The organism is Thermoactinomyces sp. DSM 45891 (assembly GCF_900119485.1).
Lineage (GTDB): Bacteria > Bacillota > Bacilli > Thermoactinomycetales > Thermoactinomycetaceae > Baia.
Map to the genome: position 1 here is coordinate 65,618 of NZ_FPJZ01000003.1, position 17,863 is coordinate 83,480.

The window sequence follows — 17,863 nt, forward strand, 5'->3', positions numbered from 1 at the left end:
TCACAGAGGAAATGTAGAAAATGAGGAGTTATCACTTATGAAATCAAGCATCATGAATCAACTGAAACAAATTGAAGAAGAACACAGGGTTGAAATTTTGTATGCTGCTGAATCAGGAAGCAGGGCTTGGGGATTTGCCTCTGCTAACAGCGACTACGATGTCCGATTTATCTATAAGAGAAATGTACCAGTATACCTCTCATTAAATCCTCCTAGAGATGTAATCGAAATCCCTATTCAACAAGATCTAGACTTCCATGGATGGGATTTATTTAAAGCACTTCGTTTGTTTCAAAGCTCCAATGCAACTTTGTTGGAATGGCTTTCTTCTCCAACCATATACAAGGAGGAAGGCGACATCGCTGAACAATTACGAAAATGTGCGATCGACCATTTCTCCATTAGGCGATCCAGTTTTCATTATCTCAATCTAGCAAAAAGGCACGATTTTAGACAAGTAAATCAAAAAGGGCAGGTTAAAATCAAAGCCTATTTGTATTTATTGCGGGCCTTATTTTGCCTAAACTGGATCGAACAAAATCAAACCCCACCTCCTACACTTGTTTGGAGTCTATTAGATGGAATTCGTATAGATCCTTGGATCCTCAATAAGTTTCACCAACTTGTAGACTTAAAAAAAGAGTCGGATGAGTTAGGGTTGATTGACATGGATATGGAGCTAAATGCTCTCATCCAGAAAGAATTAACTCGTTATGAAGCGCAAATCCCGTCTTTACCCGATCGTAAATTAGAAAGTACTTTACTGAATCAGTTGATCTGGGAAGAGCTACATATCAAGATATAAATGAAAAAAGGATCACAGCCCATTCGTTACATAAGCTGTGATCCTTTTTTCATTTTTTGTGAAGAAGAAGGATTTTCCCGTAGAACCTTCATAAATTCTTCTAAACCTTGATTCAGTTTTACGAGGAAAGTCATACAACCTGCTCTTTCCCCTGCTTGAATATCTGTATCTCGGTCGCCCACCATCCATGATTTAGCTAGATTGATACGATGCTTCTTTGCTAAATCTAAAATCATCTTCGGGCTTGGTTTTCGGCAATCACATATCGTCCTTCTTGGGTGATGGGGACACATCACAATCTCATCCACTTCGATTCGCGTCTGTAGGTGATCATGAATGGCATTTACTTGTTGGAGTGAATGAACACCCCAGTCAATGCCTCCTTGGTTAGTCACAACGAAAATTTTAAATCCTATTTGCCGTAGCTCTTGAATATCTTCTACTATCCCCTGGCATAGAAATAGGTTTTTTGGAGATGTAACGAAGGTAACTCGATCACTTTGGCATTCGTTTATGACGCCGTCCCTATCTAAGAAGATCGCTTTATTCATCGCTACTACCTCCCGTATTCTTCAATACCCCATATCGCGTAATATTTTTGCCAATGTTCTCAGTCGCTCACTAATCATCTCATCGTCTTCGCTTAATGTTTGACTAAAAAGCTTAATATCCTCATTAATTTTCTCATTGTCTGTACAAATCGCTACTGTCATAGCATCTCCTTGCAAACCAATCCGATCAATGACAGGCTTTTGTGGATCATACAAATTCTCGTATCTATATGCCTCACGAAAATGAGCTAACGAGCGACAAATCAGGATAGATAGATCTAGAACACGGTGGAGTGGTAGTTCTTCTGATTGTCTTGACCATTTTTCTCCTGTATATCTCCATACTTTAGCAGAGATATCCACTTTTCCTCGATCGTTCCATTGTGCTAATCCCAACGAAAGCCCTTTTGCATCTGTGTGTTGGGAAAGCCTTCCGTCAACCTGTTCGTAATTCTCTGATACGACAACAGGCTTATGTTTTAATGTAGTCGGCAGTTTCACTCTTCTCCCTCTTTCTAATCAATAAATTAGTAATTTACTAAATCAGTAATTTACTAAAATAATCATATTCTACATTTCCACTTTCGTCAATCCGAAACCATATTGTTTACTGGGCAAGCAGAAGACCCTACTCAGTCAAATGTCGAATAGGGTCTCGGATAAGCTCTTAGCTTATTATGTTACATACTTATACATCTGATGGATCGCCGCTTTCTCTAAGCGGGATACTTGCGCTTGTGAAATCCCAATTTCTTCAGCAACCTCCATCTGGGTTTTTCCTTCGAAGAAACGCATAGATAAGATCATTTTTTCCCGATCATTTAATCGATTTAATGCTTCTTTTAATGCAATCTCTTCTACCCACTGCAGATCTTTCGTTCTTTCATCACTTAATTGATCCATTACATAAATCGGGTCACCGCCATCTTGATAGACGGGTTCAAAGAGCGATACAGGGTCCTGAATCGCATCCAGAGCAAAAACGACATCTTCTTTGGGAACATTAAGTATCTCAGAGATCTCATGAATAGTTGGTTCACGAGAGTGTTTATTAGTTAACGCATCACGTACCTGCAATGCTTTATATGCAATATCACGCAACGAACGTGAGACACGAATCGGGTTATTATCACGAAGGTATCTCCGGATCTCTCCGATAATCATAGGCACAGCGTACGTAGAAAATTTAACATTCTGTCCTAAATCAAAGTTGTCAATTGCTTTCATAAGTCCGATACAACCGACTTGAAAAAGGTCGTCTACATTTTCCCCACGGTTATTAAAGCGCTGAATAACGCTTAGAACAAGACGCAAATTGCCATTTACCAGTTTTTCTCTGGCTGAGCGATCACCAGCTTGGTATTCGCGAAACAGCACCCGCATTTCCTGGTTCTTTAGTACGGGTAGCTTCGATGTATCAACTCCGCATATTTCTACTTTGTTCCGCGCCATAAATGTACCTCCTCAGATGCAACTATTGGTAAGTATCTCCTGAGGAGGAAAATTTATAATCAAACCCAAATAAATTAAATTTATACCATTACAAACAAAAAATTCCCTCTTTACCGAACGAATGTTCTTGTTTATAATGAACTAGGATACGATCAAACCATCTTGTTAAATTCTTTTCGCAATCTCTTTATAATCCTTTTTTCCAAACGAGAAATATAAGATTGAGAGATTCCAAGTAAGTCTGCAACGTCTTTTTGTGTCTTTTCTTCTCCACCATCTAAACCAAAGCGAAGAACCATAATCTTTCTTTCACGATCTGATAGATTTGAGAGAGCAGAACGCAAAATTTTTCGATCTACTTGATCTTCTAAATCACGGTAGATAATATCATTTTCCGTTCCCATCACATCAGATAATAATAATTCATTTCCGTCCCAATCTATGTTTAAGGGTTCATCGAAAGATACTTCGGACCGAATCTTATTATTACGACGTAGGAACATCAAAATTTCATTTTCAATACAACGAGAAGCATAAGTAGCTAGCTTAATTTTCTTAGAGGGATCAAACGTATTCACTGCCTTAATTAAGCCAATTGTGCCTATGGAGACTAGATCTTCGATATTAATCCCAGTATTTTCAAACTTACGGGCAATATAGACAACCAGTCGAAGATTTCTTTCGATCAACATCGCTCGAACAGCAGTATCTCCACTTGGAAGGCGTAGAAGAAGGTGTTCTTCTTCCTCTCTTGTCAGCGGTGGCGGCAGTGCTTCACTCCCACCAATATAATAGAGTTCTTCGCCTTTTAGCCCCATGTAGATTAGCATACGATACCAAAAAAGTTGGCATAAGAGCTTCCACTTTATAACCATGGATCTACCCCTTTCATCGGTCTACATAGTGACTTAACTTACTACAGAGTAACAAGAAGGATGAATAATAGCTTGATAGGTTCCATCAGATGAGATTCGTCCGACATCTATTCCTATGAGAACTTTTCCTACATTATTCCACTCATCTTCTTTCCAAATTTCCACAGAATCTGGCTTAAAGGCAATCATCATTTCATGATCGCTACCTGCAACACGATACGGAATAATGCGAATTTTAATCATCCACTCTGGCGGAATTTCCGTCCAGCCTTTCTCCCAATCCTTAGCCCGAACCATGGTAAATACTTCTTGTGGGAGAAAATCTTGTAACTGTTCCATCTCAACCATCATGACGGGCGAACGTGTAATAGGATCTCTTAGCTGATTTCCTGTGTCAACTAACCCTGTACAATCCACTTTTATCCCACCTAATGTGATTCGCACAGGTACTAGAAACTGATGAAATTCAGATCGCTCTTGAATTGAGCCAAACGAAATCTTGGTGTAACCCCAAACCAGTGGAAATCCAATCATGAGAAATACCCATGAGACTGGAGATCCCCATCCGTTTGGAGACTCTGTAAACAATATTCCTCCACCAATGTCAGATGTCCCTGTAATGAAGTAATGCAGGGCCATCATGGCTCCACCTGTGACAAAACAAACCAGATAGAACACTCCGAGATTTCGTAGATAGGCGTATGGATGGTGATAGCCAAATGCACACCAAATCATCAGCATTGATACTAATAACTTAGCTGGTAACGAATATGCTGGAATAAAGTCAGGCCATAGTTGGAGGGTAGCATAAATGCCCCCCATGATTGCCGCACACCCTAGCCTCCACCAAGTGAATCGCTGCTTACGAATCCCAGAAGTTAACCATAGGAGCAATAAATCGATACAGCCATTGAGAAGGAATACGACATCTGCATAAACCGTCACAGAATCTATCCCTCCTCTGTCTCCTGAATGAATTTAGTATATCTTAATCTATATTTCAAAGTCTGTTGAAACTTGCCCAAAAAATCTTATTTATTTCGTCGAAAAAAAGAAAAAAGAAGCGAAAATCGGTATCGATTTGCGCTTCAATATAAGAGTACTTTCTTTATTTTTTTATTTGGTTACGTAAAAAAGTTGGGATATCATATGTTTCATCTAATACTCTGCCATCCCTACTATTTTTGGGTTGCTTTTGATCCTGTATAGGAGCATAGCGATATGAAGCCGTTTCATAGGATGTTTGGTTTGACTGTGCATCTTCCATACGGAAGCCATCGTTTGGAAACAGCGGTTTATAAGGATCTGATGAATTACGCATTCCATTGGTAGAATTCATCTGTGGCTTTCTTCCTACACGCGGATCATTTTTAGCAGAATCAAACCCCGTAGCAATCACGGTCACACGAATCTCATCTTTTAAATCTTCGTTAATAACAGCACCAAAGATCATGTTGACATCCGCATGGGAGGCACGCATCACGATATCTGCTGCCTCATTCACCTCATAAAGACTTAGATTATTTCCACCTGTAATATTCATTAGAACTCCACGAGCTCCATCAATGGAAGTCTCTAACAATGGACTGCAGATTGCTTTACGGGCTGCTTCGGCGGCACGATTTTCACCAGAAGCTGAACCGATTCCCATCAAGGCAGAGCCTCTCTCTGTCATGATGGTTTTGACGTCTGCGAAGTCTAGGTTAATCAAACCAGGAACGGCAATCAAATCAGAGATCCCTTGTACCCCCTGACGTAAAACATTATCGGCTTCCCGGAATGCTTCTAACATAGGAGTATTTTTATCTACAATCTCTAACAGGCGATCATTTGGAATGACAATTAATGTATCTACATTTTCTTTCAGCGAGGTGACACCTGATTCAGCCTGAACGGATCTTTTCTTTCCCTCAAAAGCAAATGGTTTTGTCACCACTCCTACCGTTAACGCACCGATCTCTCTAGCGATCAATGCAATTTCTGGAGCAGCCCCCGTTCCAGTACCGCCACCCATACCTGCTGTCACAAAAACCATATCCGCACCACGAAGAGCGTTTTCAATCTGCTCTCGACTCTCTTCTGCCGCCTTTTTCCCCACTTCTGGCTTCGCGCCTGCGCCAAGTCCACGAGTTAGTTTCTCGCCGATTTGTAGCTTAATAGGCGCTTTCGAACGGTGAAGTGCTTGCGCATCTGTATTAACCGCTATAAACTCTACACCCTGCACTCCCGCATCAATCATACGATTGACCGCGTTACTACCGCCACCACCCACTCCGATGACCTTAATCTGTGCAATCATCTCGTGGTCTAAATCCATACCAAATTCAAAACCCATGACCAGGTTCCCTCCTATGCGAAATATAATGACATAACTTCGTTTTTTAGTGAATTATATAAAATCACTAAACCAATTTTTCATCTTAGAAAAAGCAGATTCCCCATGTTGTTTCTTGGAACGAGCTACATCGTTAGGAATGGTTTCAGGTACTTGAATCATCCCACGTTGATCCAAATAGTGAACCATACTCACTCCACCCATATAACTAGGCTCATTTACTCCTATGTTTTCTGGTTGGGCCACGCGGACAGGTTGTCCTAAATATTTTTGTGCTGTGGCAAGAATATTCCGCGTAGACATAACGCCACCCGTTAATACGAAGCCACCTGATGGGCGATCGCTCACTCCCATATACTGCAATTGTTCTCGCACTAGGTAGAACATCTCAGAAAGTCTTGACTCCATAATCTCTGCTAGGTTGTCTTGATGATACACAACTTCCTTCTGATCATTGAGGGTCTGAACCGAAAAACTTTCATTTTTATTTGCTAGCTCAGCTAACGCACAACCATATTTACATTTGATTTCCTCTGCAACATCACTATGTGTTCTAAGAACGATGGCAATATCACTCGTTAGATATTCACCGCCCATTGGAATGACTGAGGTTCCAGTCAAATTACCTTGGTGATAGGCTGAGATCGTAATGGTCCCACCACCAAAATCTAGCAGTACGACGCCGATCTGTTTCTCATCCAAAGTAAGACAAGCTTCTCCCAATGCATGCGGTAAATAAATCATACCCACAATTTCTAACTGTGCTTTTTCTAAACAACGTTCCATATTTTGTATGACGGTCTTAGTTGCAGTAAGCACCATTGCCTCTACCTCTAGTCGCACACCAAACATACCCCGAGGATCTCGAATCTCACTTACTCCATCTACGATATATTGGGTAGGTACCACATCAAAAATGGTACGCTCTTGAGGTAGGTTAATAACACGACACGCCTGCAAGACTCGATCCAAATCCTGGTTCTCGATGACCCGAGACTCACTCGAAACAGCAACGAGACCATGACTATGCTGAACGGCAACATGGTTCCCAGAAATTCCTACATAGACTTTGGAAATCTCTATTCCAACCATTCGCTCCGCTTGTTGAATGGCTTGGCGAACGGAGAATACTGCTTGGTCCAGATCAACGATGGCACCTTTTTTCATCCCCAGTGATTTGGCCGTGCCTACACCGACGATTTGTAAATTACCATCAGCATGCATTTCTGCAATAAACGCTTTTATTTGCGTAGTCCCAATATCCAACGTCACAATGAACTGATCGTTCAAACTGGGCACCTCCTCGCCCGATTTGGCAACTCTTTTTTGGGAGGAAAAAGCATTACCCTCTGACTAATTCAACAGATCAAGAAAGATCACCTTTTTTTATAAAACGAAAAACAGTAAATAAATTACATCAATACCTAATATTAGGGTTCATGTACTGTGTCAGGTGTAAACCATACGCTCTCTAATAAGTACAAAGTACCGGAAGGCTGATTGTGAAAGGAAGAATAAAGCTTCATCTTCTCAGGTAAATCTTCGATACGAACATAAATTTTATGTCCTATTTTGCTGTATAGGACCATTTGATCTGGATTTCCCTCTACTGGATGAATATACGTTATCTCACTAAAATCAGAAATAGAACAACGTGAGAACATCTCCACTGCCTGGCGAAACACCCCACTAGCAAGATCCCATTTCTCAAATATAGGTGCTTGTTGTAGCATCGAAACCGAATTTCGCTGAGTCATGATCTTCCCATTCTCCAAAAGGGGAAGAACAGATCCATCCTCTGTTCTCACAAATGCCACCATTCGTTGCTCTTGTAATGTAACGGTAACCTTGCTTGGAAATGACCTATGTACTTCTACCCGTTTAATTTCTGGGATGTTCGCAATTGCTTTTTGAGCATCTTGAGGGCGAAATGCAAAATAGGAGCCGCCTACCTTGGTTCCTAACTTGCTGGAAATCTCCTTTTGTGGAACCAATTGATTTCCTTCGATTACAATTTGTTCGATTTTCCCGAGAGGAGAGCGCAATAGAAGTACAAGCATGAAGCCCATAAAAAACAAAAAGATCAGAAGCAGAGCCCAGACCGAGGGGGCTTTTTTACGAACAGACTTTACTCGTAATGGGGGAACGCGATCATTCAACCGAATCGTCCTCTCCTTATATCTGCCTGTCGAATCTATGGAGTACCCTCACAATAATCTTCCATATATATTACCACAAATAGTGAGGGGGAAAAGATAATAATAATCCTTTTTGATAATATGGACAAAAATTAAAACAGCCAACTTACTCAAAAGTTAGCTGTTCATTACTCCATTTAGGCTTCTCCGATCACCTGTACTTCAGGTTCTAGTTCGATATGATACTTTTCACGAATTGTCTCTTGAACATGTGCAATTAAATCAAGTACATTTTGCGCTGTTGCTTGACCTCTATTTACGATGAAATTACAGTGCATAGTTGAAACTTCTGCATCGCCGATTCGATATCCCCGAAGCCCGGCTTCCTCGATCAAGCGTCCCGAAAAATCGCCAGCCGGGTTACGGAATACACTTCCAGCACAAGGGAGTTGTAGAGGCTGTGTCTGACGACGACGATCTTTAAACCTAGTTAATGCATCGGTAATAGCCACAGCATCCCCATCCTCAAGCTGAAACGTCGCTTCTGTTACAATTCCACGCAAGTCTTTCTGTAGAACTGATGTACGATAGGAAAATGCAAGTTGTTCATTAGACAATGTAACCCACTCACCCGATTCTAACAACACTTCTGCTGAAATGAGAACCTCTGAAACATCGGAACCGTGAGCTCCACCATTCATATAGACAGCACCACCGATGTTCCCTGGTATCCCTCCAGCAAACTCGAAACCTGTAAGCCCTTGGCGTGCTGTCTTCGTAGCAAGCATAACAGTGGAAGTTCCACCCCCTGCGATCACCTTAGTCCCTTGAAATTCGAAGTACTCAAACCCTTTATCTAACTTAAGTACAACCCCACGAATTCCTCCATCTCGGACCAAGAGGTTGGAACCCCGACCAATCACTCTCCATGGAAGCTTGTGTTTGTCGATTACCTTCATAACATTCTCTAACTCATTTTTTGTCTTTACGTTAATCAAAAAATCTGCTGGTCCGCCCACTTTCCACGTGGTATGACGGGACAATAGCTCATTCTCTTTTATGTCTTGAACGCCTACACGGATCAAGTCTTCTACAAATGGTTTTCTCATTTTGTCCCCTCCTACTAGATGCTAGACCATGTGAGTGAGTCCTGAGATTCGTTCACATCTATGTTTATATGCGTTCCTTATCTATTTGTATTGCGTGATAAATTTAAGAGAATTCCTACTGCTACAAGTGTTAACGTAAGGGATGATCCACCATAGCTTAGAAAAGGCAAGGTAATCCCTGTAACAGGAAAGGTTCCTGAAACGACTCCGATATTAATTACAACTTGAATCATTAGCATAGAGGTGATCCCTGTGGCAACTAAGCAACTAAACAAATCTTGCGCGCGAATCGCAGTACGATAGCCTCTCCAAATTAACACTCCAAATAACGTTATCACAATGGTAATACCTAGGAAACCTAGTTCTTCCGACAAAATCGAAAAAATAAAATCCGTGTGGGGCTCTGGCAAGTATAAATGTTTTTGTCTACTCATGCCAAATCCTAACCCAAGGAGCCGACCAGGGCCAATCGCATAGAGAGACTGGATCAACTGATAACCCGTTCCCTGCGGATCTGACCACGGGTCAAAAAAAGAAGTAATTCGCTTAATTCGATACGTAGCTTCTAAAACCAAGCCCGTAAAACCCGCCACGCCGAGCAGCGCAAATCCTCCTAGGTGCTTCCTCTTTGCGCCTGCTACGAAGATTAACAAAATCCCTGTCCCGACTAACACCGTGCCCGTTCCCAAATCAGGTTGGCACATAATAAGCCCAAATGCTCCTCCCAAGATTCCCATAGCAGGTAAGAACCCTTTACGAAATCGCCTGATTTGAAAAGTGGGCTGGGAAAACAACTTCGCTAAGAAAAAAATCATTGCCAGCTTCGTAAATTCGGATGGTTGAATACTAAAAGCCCCAATTCCGAGCCAACTACGAGCACCATTCCGCCAGATCCCTACACCTGGTATCAAAACAATCACTAGTAAGATAAAGCATATGATCACGGCAGGTTTTGCCATATCATATAACTTCTTCCGATCTACATTCGTTACGAGAAACATAAAAAACACGCCCAATGCCGCAAACAAGAGCTGACGCTTTGCAAAATAAAAGCTATCACCATATTTGTGAAACGCCATTGAAGCACTAGCGCTGTATACCATCATTACCCCAATAGTAAGTAATAATAGAATAGCAACTACGATCACAAAATCAGGACTCTTTTTCGTTTTTTGCATAGACGTGCTCACCTCATTTAAGCTTCCGAAGCATTCTCTTTATACAAGCCTATGCACAGCTTGTTTAAAAATGCTTCCTCTTTGCTCAAATGAGTTATATAAATCCCAACTTGCACATGCTGGAGAGAGAACAACTACATCCCCAAAGCGAGAAATCTCGTGAGCGGAATAAACAGCTTCTTCAACATCATCTACTTGAATAATGGACTCTATACCTGCCTCTTTCGCTCGCAATGCTAAGATTGGAGCCGACTCTCCGTAAGCGATCACTGCTTGTACATGCTCAGACAAAACCGGAGTGAGCTCTTGAAAGTCTACCCCCCGATCCAGTCCACCCGCAATCCAAACGATAGGTTCCTCAAAGGAGGTAAGAGCCGTTAAAGCCGCCTGCACATTAGTCGCTTTCGAATCGTTATAATAACGAACTCCTTCGATCATCTCTACATACTCCAACCGATGTTCCACACCACAGAACGTTCGAATCGTTTCTGCAATTCTCTCGATGTCGGCGCCAGCCATGATCGAGATAGCGGTTGCCGCTAGTACATTCTCTAGATTAAATAAACCAGGTAGAGCAACCTCTTCCACAGGGAGAATCGCTATTTCGTTCCCGTCTAGACTCGAAGTGATCCAACCATCTTTTATATATACACCTTGACTGGTCGTTTCGTCTTTGGAAAACCAAATTACACGACTCTTCAGATTCCCACTTCCTGCTAAATCTCTACAGATAGCAGAATCAGCATTCAAAATAGCAACATCATCTGGAGTTTGATTTTGAAATAGGTTCCATTTTGATACTACATAATCCTCCATCGTCTGATGGTAATCCATATGCGCAGGAGTCACATTTAACAATGCAGCAATTTTAGGCCGAAATGTTACCGTTCCCTTTAGCTGAAAGCTACTTAATTCCGCTACGAGCCAGTCGTTTTTCGAAAGCTGCGGGGTTACTTCAGATAATGCTTGGCCAATATTTCCCGCTACCGTTGCTGAAACTCCACTATTTTGTAGCATCTTGCCAACTAAGGTGGTAGTCGTGGTTTTACCATTAGAACCTGTAATACCAATGATAGGAGCCTTGCTAAATTGGCTCGCAATCTCTACCTCTGTTACTACTGGGATCTCTAGTTTAAGCGCCTGCTGGATCGGTTTAATATGATAAGGAATTCCCGGGTTTTTTACCACTAGATCAATCTGCTGATCAATTAGATCGTCAGGGTGTCCTCCACAGATCACGGAGATACCCATTTGCTCTAACGGATCCGCTTCATTGGCACAGTCGATCCGCTCTCTCGCATCATTTACAGTCACCTTAGCCCCTTGCTCTATCAGCAACTTTGCTACAGCCAAACCGCTTCTCGCTAATCCGAGAACTACTACATGCTTATCTTGGAACAGATCCGTCATCTATTTGCCCCCTCCTGGATGGAGCAAAGCAATTTCGAAAAACACTCCAAGAGCTCCACAGATTAAACCAACCAAACTAAAAACCGCTACAATCTTCCACTCAGACCATCCAATCAATTCAAAATGATGATGTAGTGGACTCATCTTGAAGATCCGCTTTTTGCGGAACTTGAAAGAGAGAACCTGAAGAATAACAGATAATGTCTCTACCACAAATACAATTCCGATCAGTGGGAGTAAGAGCTCGGTCTTCGTAATAATAGCGAGTGCAGCCAACCCCCCACCTAGTGCCAGTGAGCCCGTATCCCCCATAAACACCTTAGCCGGATGTGCATTAAAGACGAGAAATCCTAGCAGGGCACCTATTACAGAAAAAGCAAAGATGTAAACCGTTTGATTCCCTTGCCAAATTCCGATTACTGCGTAAGCACCGTACGCCATCACAGCAGTACTTGATAAAAGGCCGTCTAAACCATCGGTTAAATTTAATGCGTTTGAAAAACCTACTAAAAGTAAAATCAAGAATGGCAGGTAGAGCCAGTTGATAAAATAGGTTCCAATCCCAGGAACATGAACACTAAAAATCGCCTTTGACGCACCTTCTAAGTCTTGGGTATTTAGGTATCGAACACTTAATAAGACATAAAATACAACTACCGCAATAAACAATTGTCCCAACAATTTTTGACTTGCGGTTAAGCCTAAGCTTCGTTTCATAACCACTTTAATATAATCATCCAAAAATCCAATAATGCCGTATCCTGCTGTGGCAAATAGAAGGATGAACAAGTCTGCATTGATGATCTGTGCATCGCCGCTTTCTCTGTTTAACAAGAAATAACTACTAAAAGGAAGTGCTGTCAACACAAGAGCGATTAAGATGATCACCCCACCCATCGTAGGCGTTCCTGCCTTTTTCAAATGGGCTTGCGGCCCCTCCTCACGGATGCTTTGTCCAAATTTCAGACGTCGTAATGTTGGGATCACCATAGGGCCTAGTATGACAGCCAGACCAAATGCAACCATGATCGGGATTAAATACTCTCGAATATCTATGTTTGTCATGATAGCTTCATTACGCTCCTTCTACTAAAGATCGAATGGCTTGATCTAGTTTCATTGCTCGCGAAGCCTTCACTAACATCAACGCTTGTGGATGACCGATCTTATCGATGTATTTGCCTGCTTCCTCTACACTAGAGAAATGAATCATTTCGCAAGACGGATCATGCCGTACTTCTTGTGCTCCCTCAGCAATCCATTTCCCGCGATCGCCCACTGTAAAGAGTTTGTGAATTCCTTTTCCCACCACATATGCACCCAGTTCCCGATGATAGGACTCTTCCCACTCGTCACCTAACTCACGAATATCACCAAGTAGTGCCCATTTTTCTTTCGAAGGTTCCATCTCTTGTAATAAGCGAATCGCTGCTTTCATAGAAGTAGGACTTGCGTTATAGCAATCATTTATGATTGGCATTCCATTTTTAGCAGTGATCATCTCCAAGCGCATACCTGTTATGCCAACATGCAAGAGCCCCTGAGCGATCTGTTCCTCACTCATGTGAAAAAAGCGCCCCACAGCAATCGCATAGCATGCATTCACTATATTATGACGACCTATTAGTGGTAGGCGATAACGATGATGAGTTTGTCTGGATTGGAACGTAAAACCTTTTGTGCCCAGCATCTCTATGTCCCTCGGCACCTCATCATTCTTCTCCCCCCAACCGATCCGAATCTGTGCCTGTGGAATCTTCCGTACTTTTTCATCTAGGAGCGACTCATCCCCATCATAAATAAGGGTTCCATCTGGTGATAAGCCATCTATAATCTCCAACTTTGCATCGGCAATGCCTTCTCTACTTCCAAAGTGAGCTATATGTGACTCTCCTATATTAGTTACAATCGCAATCTGAGGAGTTGCAAGCTGAGATAATAAGGAAATCTCCCCTGCATGATTCATCCCCATCTCCACAATCGCAATCTCTGTCTCTTCTGTGATACTAAGTAGTGTAAGAGGGACTCCAATATGATTATTTAAATTTCCTACTGTTTTATGAACCCGAAACGCTTGACCTAAAACAGCGGCCACAAGATCCTTCGTTGTAGTCTTGCCATTGGAACCCGTAATTCCAACAATCGGAATCGCTAGCTCTTCGCGATATTTCTTAGCCATCTGTTGCAGAGCTGTCAATGTATCTGGTACCACAATCAACGGAATCTCACAACAACCTTCCGGGATGGGTTCCCACTCATTCCACAACGCAACAACTGCACCTGCTGCTATCGCTTGAGATAAAAATTGATGACCATTAAAACGATCTCCCACAAGCGGCACATATAATGCCCCCCGCTGAAGACTGCGAGTATCCGTGCTGACAGAAGAAGTCATCCTATCTTTATCTTCCACAAAGACCGCCTGTCCACCTGTCGCTTTTTGAATCCAAGTTATACTCCGTTTCATTTCAAATCCTCCAACATGAACCGCCTTGCGATTACTCGATCGTCAAAATCATTTTTTACACCGTTGATTTCTTGATAGGTCTCATGGCCTTTTCCTGCAATCAGAATCACATCTCCTGATTGAGCATGCTCAATCGCATATCGAATTGCTTCCGCTCGATCCACAATTGTATGTATTTTTTCCGCCTTCACACTCTTTACACCCGACAACATATCTTCTAGAATCGCCTCAGGCTGCTCCGTTCTCGGATTATCTGATGTATAGATAGCAATATCACTATAGTCTGCTGCTATCTTCGCCATCAAAGGACGCTTAGTACGATCGCGGTCGCCACCACACCCTACCAAGGTAATCACTCGTTTCGAAGCAAATTCCCGCACGGTTTTCAATGCATTTTCCAAGCTATCTGGGGTGTGCGCATAGTCAACCACAACGGTATAATCTTGATCTGCATGAACAGGCTCAAAACGTCCGTCTACACCTGGGATTTGTTCGAGAGAGTTTATGATTTGCTCTAGAGACAAGTCTTCAATCAGGCCGACACTAATGGCAGCAAGCATATTCAAAACATTAAATTTCCCCATTAACTTTATATTCACTGAACCATTCCCACGGAACGTATGCAAATCAAAGCTTGTTCCTTGTGGTGTAATCCGAATGTTGCTTGCCTTTACATCCGCTGGTTGATCAACTCCATATGTAACAACTTGAGCTGGTGTGATTCGAGCATAATATGAAGAAGCGGGGTCATCCGCATTTAACACTGCATAACACTGCTCATCCGCAGAAGCAAGATACTGATTTGCCAGTTGGTTAAATAGCAGGCCTTTTGCTTCACGGTATTGTTCCATCGTTTCATGATAATCCAAATGATCTTGTGTTAGATTAGTAAATACACCCATATGAAATTTACAGCCTCGAGTTCTACCCTGATCAAGCGCATGTGAGGATACCTCAATGAAGGAATACTCACAACCTTCATTGCGCATCATACGAAAACTCTTTTGCAACTCAAGGATTTCAGGTGTTGTATTGGAAGTGGGAAGCTCCCGATCTCCAATTTTCATGCCAATTGTTCCAATTAATCCTGATTTCTTTTCATGGTCAAGGAAAAGATGCTGAAGTAGGGTAGAAGTGGTTGTCTTCCCATTCGTTCCTGTGATCCCAATCAATTTCAGCTCATGTGTAGGGTGTCCATAGTAAATATCTGCTACAATAGCCATGGCCCGGCGAGTATCAGGCACCTGTACCACTGTTATATGAGATGGAACCTCCACCATCTCTTCTACCAGTATAGCGACTGCACCTCGTTGGACCGCTTGTGAAATATAGCGATGTCCATCAACTGTAAAACCACGAACCGCAATAAAGAGATTACCTGGCTTTACTTGACGTGAATCCATCTCTACTCCACTGATTTCTACTGCCACATCCCCAGACACCTGCTTCAGTAAAAGCGACTGGATCACATTTTGAAGAATCATATCTTTCCTCCTCAATCCAAAAAACAAGGTATGTATGAAATAAATAAATGCCAGGTTTTAGTCCTGGCGTTTATTATACCATCTTTATTTTAATCTCCTATCTCTGTTTTGTCACCCAAATACAACTGGATTGATGAACCCTTTTTGACTCTTTCACCGGGAGCCGGAATCTGATCAATCACTACATTTCCTTTCCCAACTGGCTTTAAGGGGAAATCAAACAGACTGCTACGAATCTTGTCTAACTCTTGACCGATGAAATCTGGAGTCTCTACGATCGGAGTTGTAAGAGGTGTATCTTCAGGTGGGATCTGATTCTTGCGCTTAGGAATCCCCAGATGGCGCAAACTATCACCGATAATATTTCCTACAATAGGCGCAGCTACTACTCCCCCGAATTGAATCCCTTGCGGATTATCCACCGCCACATACACCACAATTTTGGGATCGTCTGCTGGAGCAAAGCCTATAAACGAAACGATATGATTATTCGGCAGATAACCCCCGTTTGGACCCACTTTTTGAGCCGTACCCGTCTTCCCACCTACCCGATAACCGTCTACAAAAGCTTTTCGTCCCGTACCCCTAGCGACTACACTCTCCAACGATTCCCTTACTATTTTGGAAGTAGCTTCTGAGATGACTGTACCCTCTACTTTCGGCTGATAGGCTTCTATTATCTTCCCGCTATCTGGATCCACCCACTCTTTCATCACATGGGGAACCACCATCTTCCCTCCATTCACAGCCGCTGAAACAGCTCGTACCTGTTGAATAGGTGTCACGGAAACCCCTTGACCAAATGCAGTCGTTGCTTGCTCTACAGGTCCCATCCTCTCTGGCTTAAATAGAATCCCCTTAGCCTCACCATTTAAGTCAATACCCGTTTTTTTGCCAAAGCCAAATCGATTCACATAATCCAACAACTTATTCTTCCCTAATCGATTTCCTAATTCGACAAACCCAGGGTTACAGGAGTTCTCCACAACTTCCAAGAATGATTCATGACCGTGACCCCCTTTCTTCCAACATCTGAGACGAGCACCACTTACCATTACATAACCAGGATCATGAAACGACTCGGTCAGATTTACTTTTTTCTCTTCAAGCGCCGCAGCAAGGGTTATGATTTTAAAAGTAGATCCTGGTTCATACGTTTTCCAGATCGGTAAATTTCGGTTATAGATTAATGAATCTGTGGTCTGATATTCATCTGGACGGAAGGATGGTTTACTGCTCATTCCTAAAATCTCACCATTGTTCGGATCCATCGCGATCGCCAAAACGCTTTCTGGCTTATACTGAGCCATAGCTTGGTCTAACTCCCGCTCAATAATGGCCTGCACATCTAGATCGAGGGTCAGTCTAAGATCTTTCCCAGGCTTCGGCGGGATAAACTCTTCCTTCGAATCAGGCATTCTTTCTCCTTTTGCATTAGAAGCAAAGGAAATATAGCCTTTTTGACCGCTTAATTTTTTATCATAAATTAACTCCAGACCTGCTAAACCTTGATTATCTCCGCCTGTAAAACCAAGCATATGTGCCGCCATCGTCCCATAAGGATAATACCGTTTACTATCTTCTGTTATAAGAACACCGGGTAGTTGCATCTCTTGAAGAATTTTAGCCTTACCTTCAGGAACCTTCTGGCCGATACCTTTTAGCCATACCTTGGATTCTTTTTTGGAGACAAATTCGAGTATTTTTTTCTCGTCTCCTTCAAGTACCTCTGCTAACTTCTTTGCTGTCCCAGCCTTGTCCTTAATCATGGCAGGAAAGAGCAGGACGGATGGAGCGCTTATATTATACGCAATTTTCTTTCCATCCCGATCCAGAATCATACCCCGTTTCGCCAAAAAGTCAGCATCTCTACTCCCTAATTCCTCTGCTTTTTGTGCCCACCATTCTCCTTGTGCTAGCTGTACATAAGAAAGTCTACCGATCAATGTAATCATCACCAGGACTGCTATGATCAGTACGACAAACAATCTTTTTTTCACGATGGATTGTATCGCACGCATAAGAGTCCCCTCCTTGTCCCACTTGTTCTCATATACCT

Annotated in this window: 16 protein-coding genes; 1 reads left to right on the forward strand and 15 read right to left on the reverse strand. The window is 42.3% G+C overall.

Annotated elements, in window-relative coordinates; translation table 11 throughout:
- Nucleotides 1-37 precede the first annotated feature (37 nt).
- Nucleotides 38-805, forward strand: coding sequence for a nucleotidyltransferase domain-containing protein (locus BT147_RS05020; RefSeq protein ID WP_072332000.1), 768 nt, complete (start codon nt 38-40; stop codon nt 803-805).
- Between the two features lie 26 nt (nt 806-831).
- Here the strand turns inward: BT147_RS05020 and BT147_RS05025 are convergent, their stop codons facing one another.
- The 15 genes from BT147_RS05025 to BT147_RS05095 form a co-directional block, all read right to left on the reverse strand.
- Nucleotides 832-1,356: a D-glycero-alpha-D-manno-heptose-1,7-bisphosphate 7-phosphatase gene (locus BT147_RS05025; RefSeq protein WP_072331698.1), complete on the reverse strand. Its 525-nt coding sequence runs from the start codon at nt 1,354-1,356 to the stop codon at nt 832-834.
- Nucleotides 1,357-1,377: 21 nt separating this feature from the next.
- Nucleotides 1,378-1,857, reverse strand: coding sequence for a DUF6530 family protein (locus BT147_RS05030; protein WP_072331701.1), 480 nt, complete (start codon nt 1,855-1,857; stop codon nt 1,378-1,380).
- A 174-nt stretch (nt 1,858-2,031) separates the two neighbouring features.
- Complete coding sequence (gene sigG / locus BT147_RS05035; protein ID WP_072331703.1) at nt 2,032-2,808, reverse strand: RNA polymerase sporulation sigma factor SigG; 777 nt, start codon at nt 2,806-2,808, stop codon at nt 2,032-2,034.
- A 152-nt stretch (nt 2,809-2,960) separates the two neighbouring features.
- Complete coding sequence (sigE, locus tag BT147_RS05040; protein WP_072331706.1) at nt 2,961-3,683, reverse strand: RNA polymerase sporulation sigma factor SigE; 723 nt, start codon at nt 3,681-3,683, stop codon at nt 2,961-2,963.
- Nucleotides 3,684-3,716: 33 nt separating this feature from the next.
- Nucleotides 3,717-4,628 carry a sigma-E processing peptidase SpoIIGA gene (gene spoIIGA, locus BT147_RS05045; RefSeq protein WP_072331710.1) on the reverse strand — a complete coding sequence of 304 codons (912 nt, stop codon included), beginning with the start codon at nt 4,626-4,628 and terminating at the stop codon, nt 3,717-3,719.
- Nucleotides 4,629-4,791: 163 nt separating this feature from the next.
- On the reverse strand, nt 4,792-6,018 hold the full coding sequence (gene ftsZ, locus BT147_RS05050) for a cell division protein FtsZ (protein WP_072331713.1): 1,227 nt from the start codon (nt 6,016-6,018) through the stop codon (nt 4,792-4,794).
- A gap of 54 nt (nt 6,019-6,072) precedes the next feature.
- Nucleotides 6,073-7,308 (reverse strand): cell division protein FtsA, encoded by a 1,236-nt coding sequence (ftsA, locus tag BT147_RS05055; protein WP_177239686.1) that lies wholly within the window; start codon nt 7,306-7,308, stop codon nt 6,073-6,075.
- A gap of 140 nt (nt 7,309-7,448) precedes the next feature.
- Entirely contained in the window at nt 7,449-8,177 is a 729-nt protein-coding gene (locus tag BT147_RS05060; RefSeq protein WP_072331720.1) for a cell division protein FtsQ/DivIB, read from the reverse strand.
- Nucleotides 8,178-8,353: 176 nt separating this feature from the next.
- Nucleotides 8,354-9,265, reverse strand: a complete 912-nt coding sequence (murB, locus tag BT147_RS05065; protein WP_072331724.1) for a UDP-N-acetylmuramate dehydrogenase — start codon at nt 9,263-9,265, stop codon at nt 8,354-8,356.
- 77 nt (nt 9,266-9,342) lie between these two features.
- Complete coding sequence (gene spoVE / locus BT147_RS05070) at nt 9,343-10,443, reverse strand: stage V sporulation protein E (protein ID WP_072331727.1); 1,101 nt, start codon at nt 10,441-10,443, stop codon at nt 9,343-9,345.
- Between the two features lie 39 nt (nt 10,444-10,482).
- The gene (gene murD, locus BT147_RS05075; protein ID WP_072331730.1) at nt 10,483-11,853 is read right to left on the reverse strand and encodes a UDP-N-acetylmuramoyl-L-alanine--D-glutamate ligase; all 1,371 of its coding nucleotides are present in this window, start codon (nt 11,851-11,853) and stop codon (nt 10,483-10,485) included.
- Nucleotides 11,854-12,909: a phospho-N-acetylmuramoyl-pentapeptide-transferase gene (gene mraY, locus BT147_RS05080; protein ID WP_218159111.1), complete on the reverse strand. Its 1,056-nt coding sequence runs from the start codon at nt 12,907-12,909 to the stop codon at nt 11,854-11,856.
- 19 nt (nt 12,910-12,928) lie between these two features.
- Nucleotides 12,929-14,320, reverse strand: a complete 1,392-nt coding sequence (locus tag BT147_RS05085; protein ID WP_072331736.1) for a UDP-N-acetylmuramoyl-tripeptide--D-alanyl-D-alanine ligase — start codon at nt 14,318-14,320, stop codon at nt 12,929-12,931.
- Nucleotides 14,317-15,804: a UDP-N-acetylmuramoyl-L-alanyl-D-glutamate--2,6-diaminopimelate ligase gene (locus BT147_RS05090; protein WP_072331739.1), complete on the reverse strand. Its 1,488-nt coding sequence runs from the start codon at nt 15,802-15,804 to the stop codon at nt 14,317-14,319. Before BT147_RS05090 ends, BT147_RS05085 begins: the two co-directional genes overlap by 4 nt.
- Before the next feature lie 89 nt (nt 15,805-15,893).
- On the reverse strand, nt 15,894-17,825 hold the full coding sequence (locus BT147_RS05095; protein WP_072331742.1) for a stage V sporulation protein D: 1,932 nt from the start codon (nt 17,823-17,825) through the stop codon (nt 15,894-15,896).
- Between the last annotated feature and the right edge of the window lie 38 nt (nt 17,826-17,863).

Excerpts from the sequence above, each read along its gene's own strand:
- BT147_RS05020 (WP_072332000.1), top strand. The coding sequence starts at position 38 with ATGAAATCAAGCATCATGAATCAACTGAAACAAATTGAAGAAGAACAC.
- BT147_RS05025 (WP_072331698.1), bottom strand. The coding sequence starts at position 1,356 with ATGAATAAAGCGATCTTCTTAGATAGGGACGGCGTCATAAACGAATGC.
- sigG (WP_072331703.1), bottom strand. The coding sequence starts at position 2,808 with ATGGCGCGGAACAAAGTAGAAATATGCGGAGTTGATACATCGAAGCTA.
- sigE (WP_072331706.1), bottom strand. The coding sequence starts at position 3,683 with ATGGTTATAAAGTGGAAGCTCTTATGCCAACTTTTTTGGTATCGTATG.
- ftsZ (WP_072331713.1), bottom strand. The coding sequence starts at position 6,018 with ATGGGTTTTGAATTTGGTATGGATTTAGACCACGAGATGATTGCACAG.
- murB (WP_072331724.1), bottom strand. The coding sequence starts at position 9,265 with ATGAGAAAACCATTTGTAGAAGACTTGATCCGTGTAGGCGTTCAAGAC.
- spoVE (WP_072331727.1), bottom strand. The coding sequence starts at position 10,443 with ATGCAAAAAACGAAAAAGAGTCCTGATTTTGTGATCGTAGTTGCTATT.
- murD (WP_072331730.1), bottom strand. The coding sequence starts at position 11,853 with ATGACGGATCTGTTCCAAGATAAGCATGTAGTAGTTCTCGGATTAGCG.
- BT147_RS05085 (WP_072331736.1), bottom strand. The coding sequence starts at position 14,320 with ATGAAACGGAGTATAACTTGGATTCAAAAAGCGACAGGTGGACAGGCG.
- BT147_RS05090 (WP_072331739.1), bottom strand. The coding sequence starts at position 15,804 with ATGATTCTTCAAAATGTGATCCAGTCGCTTTTACTGAAGCAGGTGTCT.
- BT147_RS05095 (WP_072331742.1), bottom strand. The coding sequence starts at position 17,825 with ATGCGTGCGATACAATCCATCGTGAAAAAAAGATTGTTTGTCGTACTG.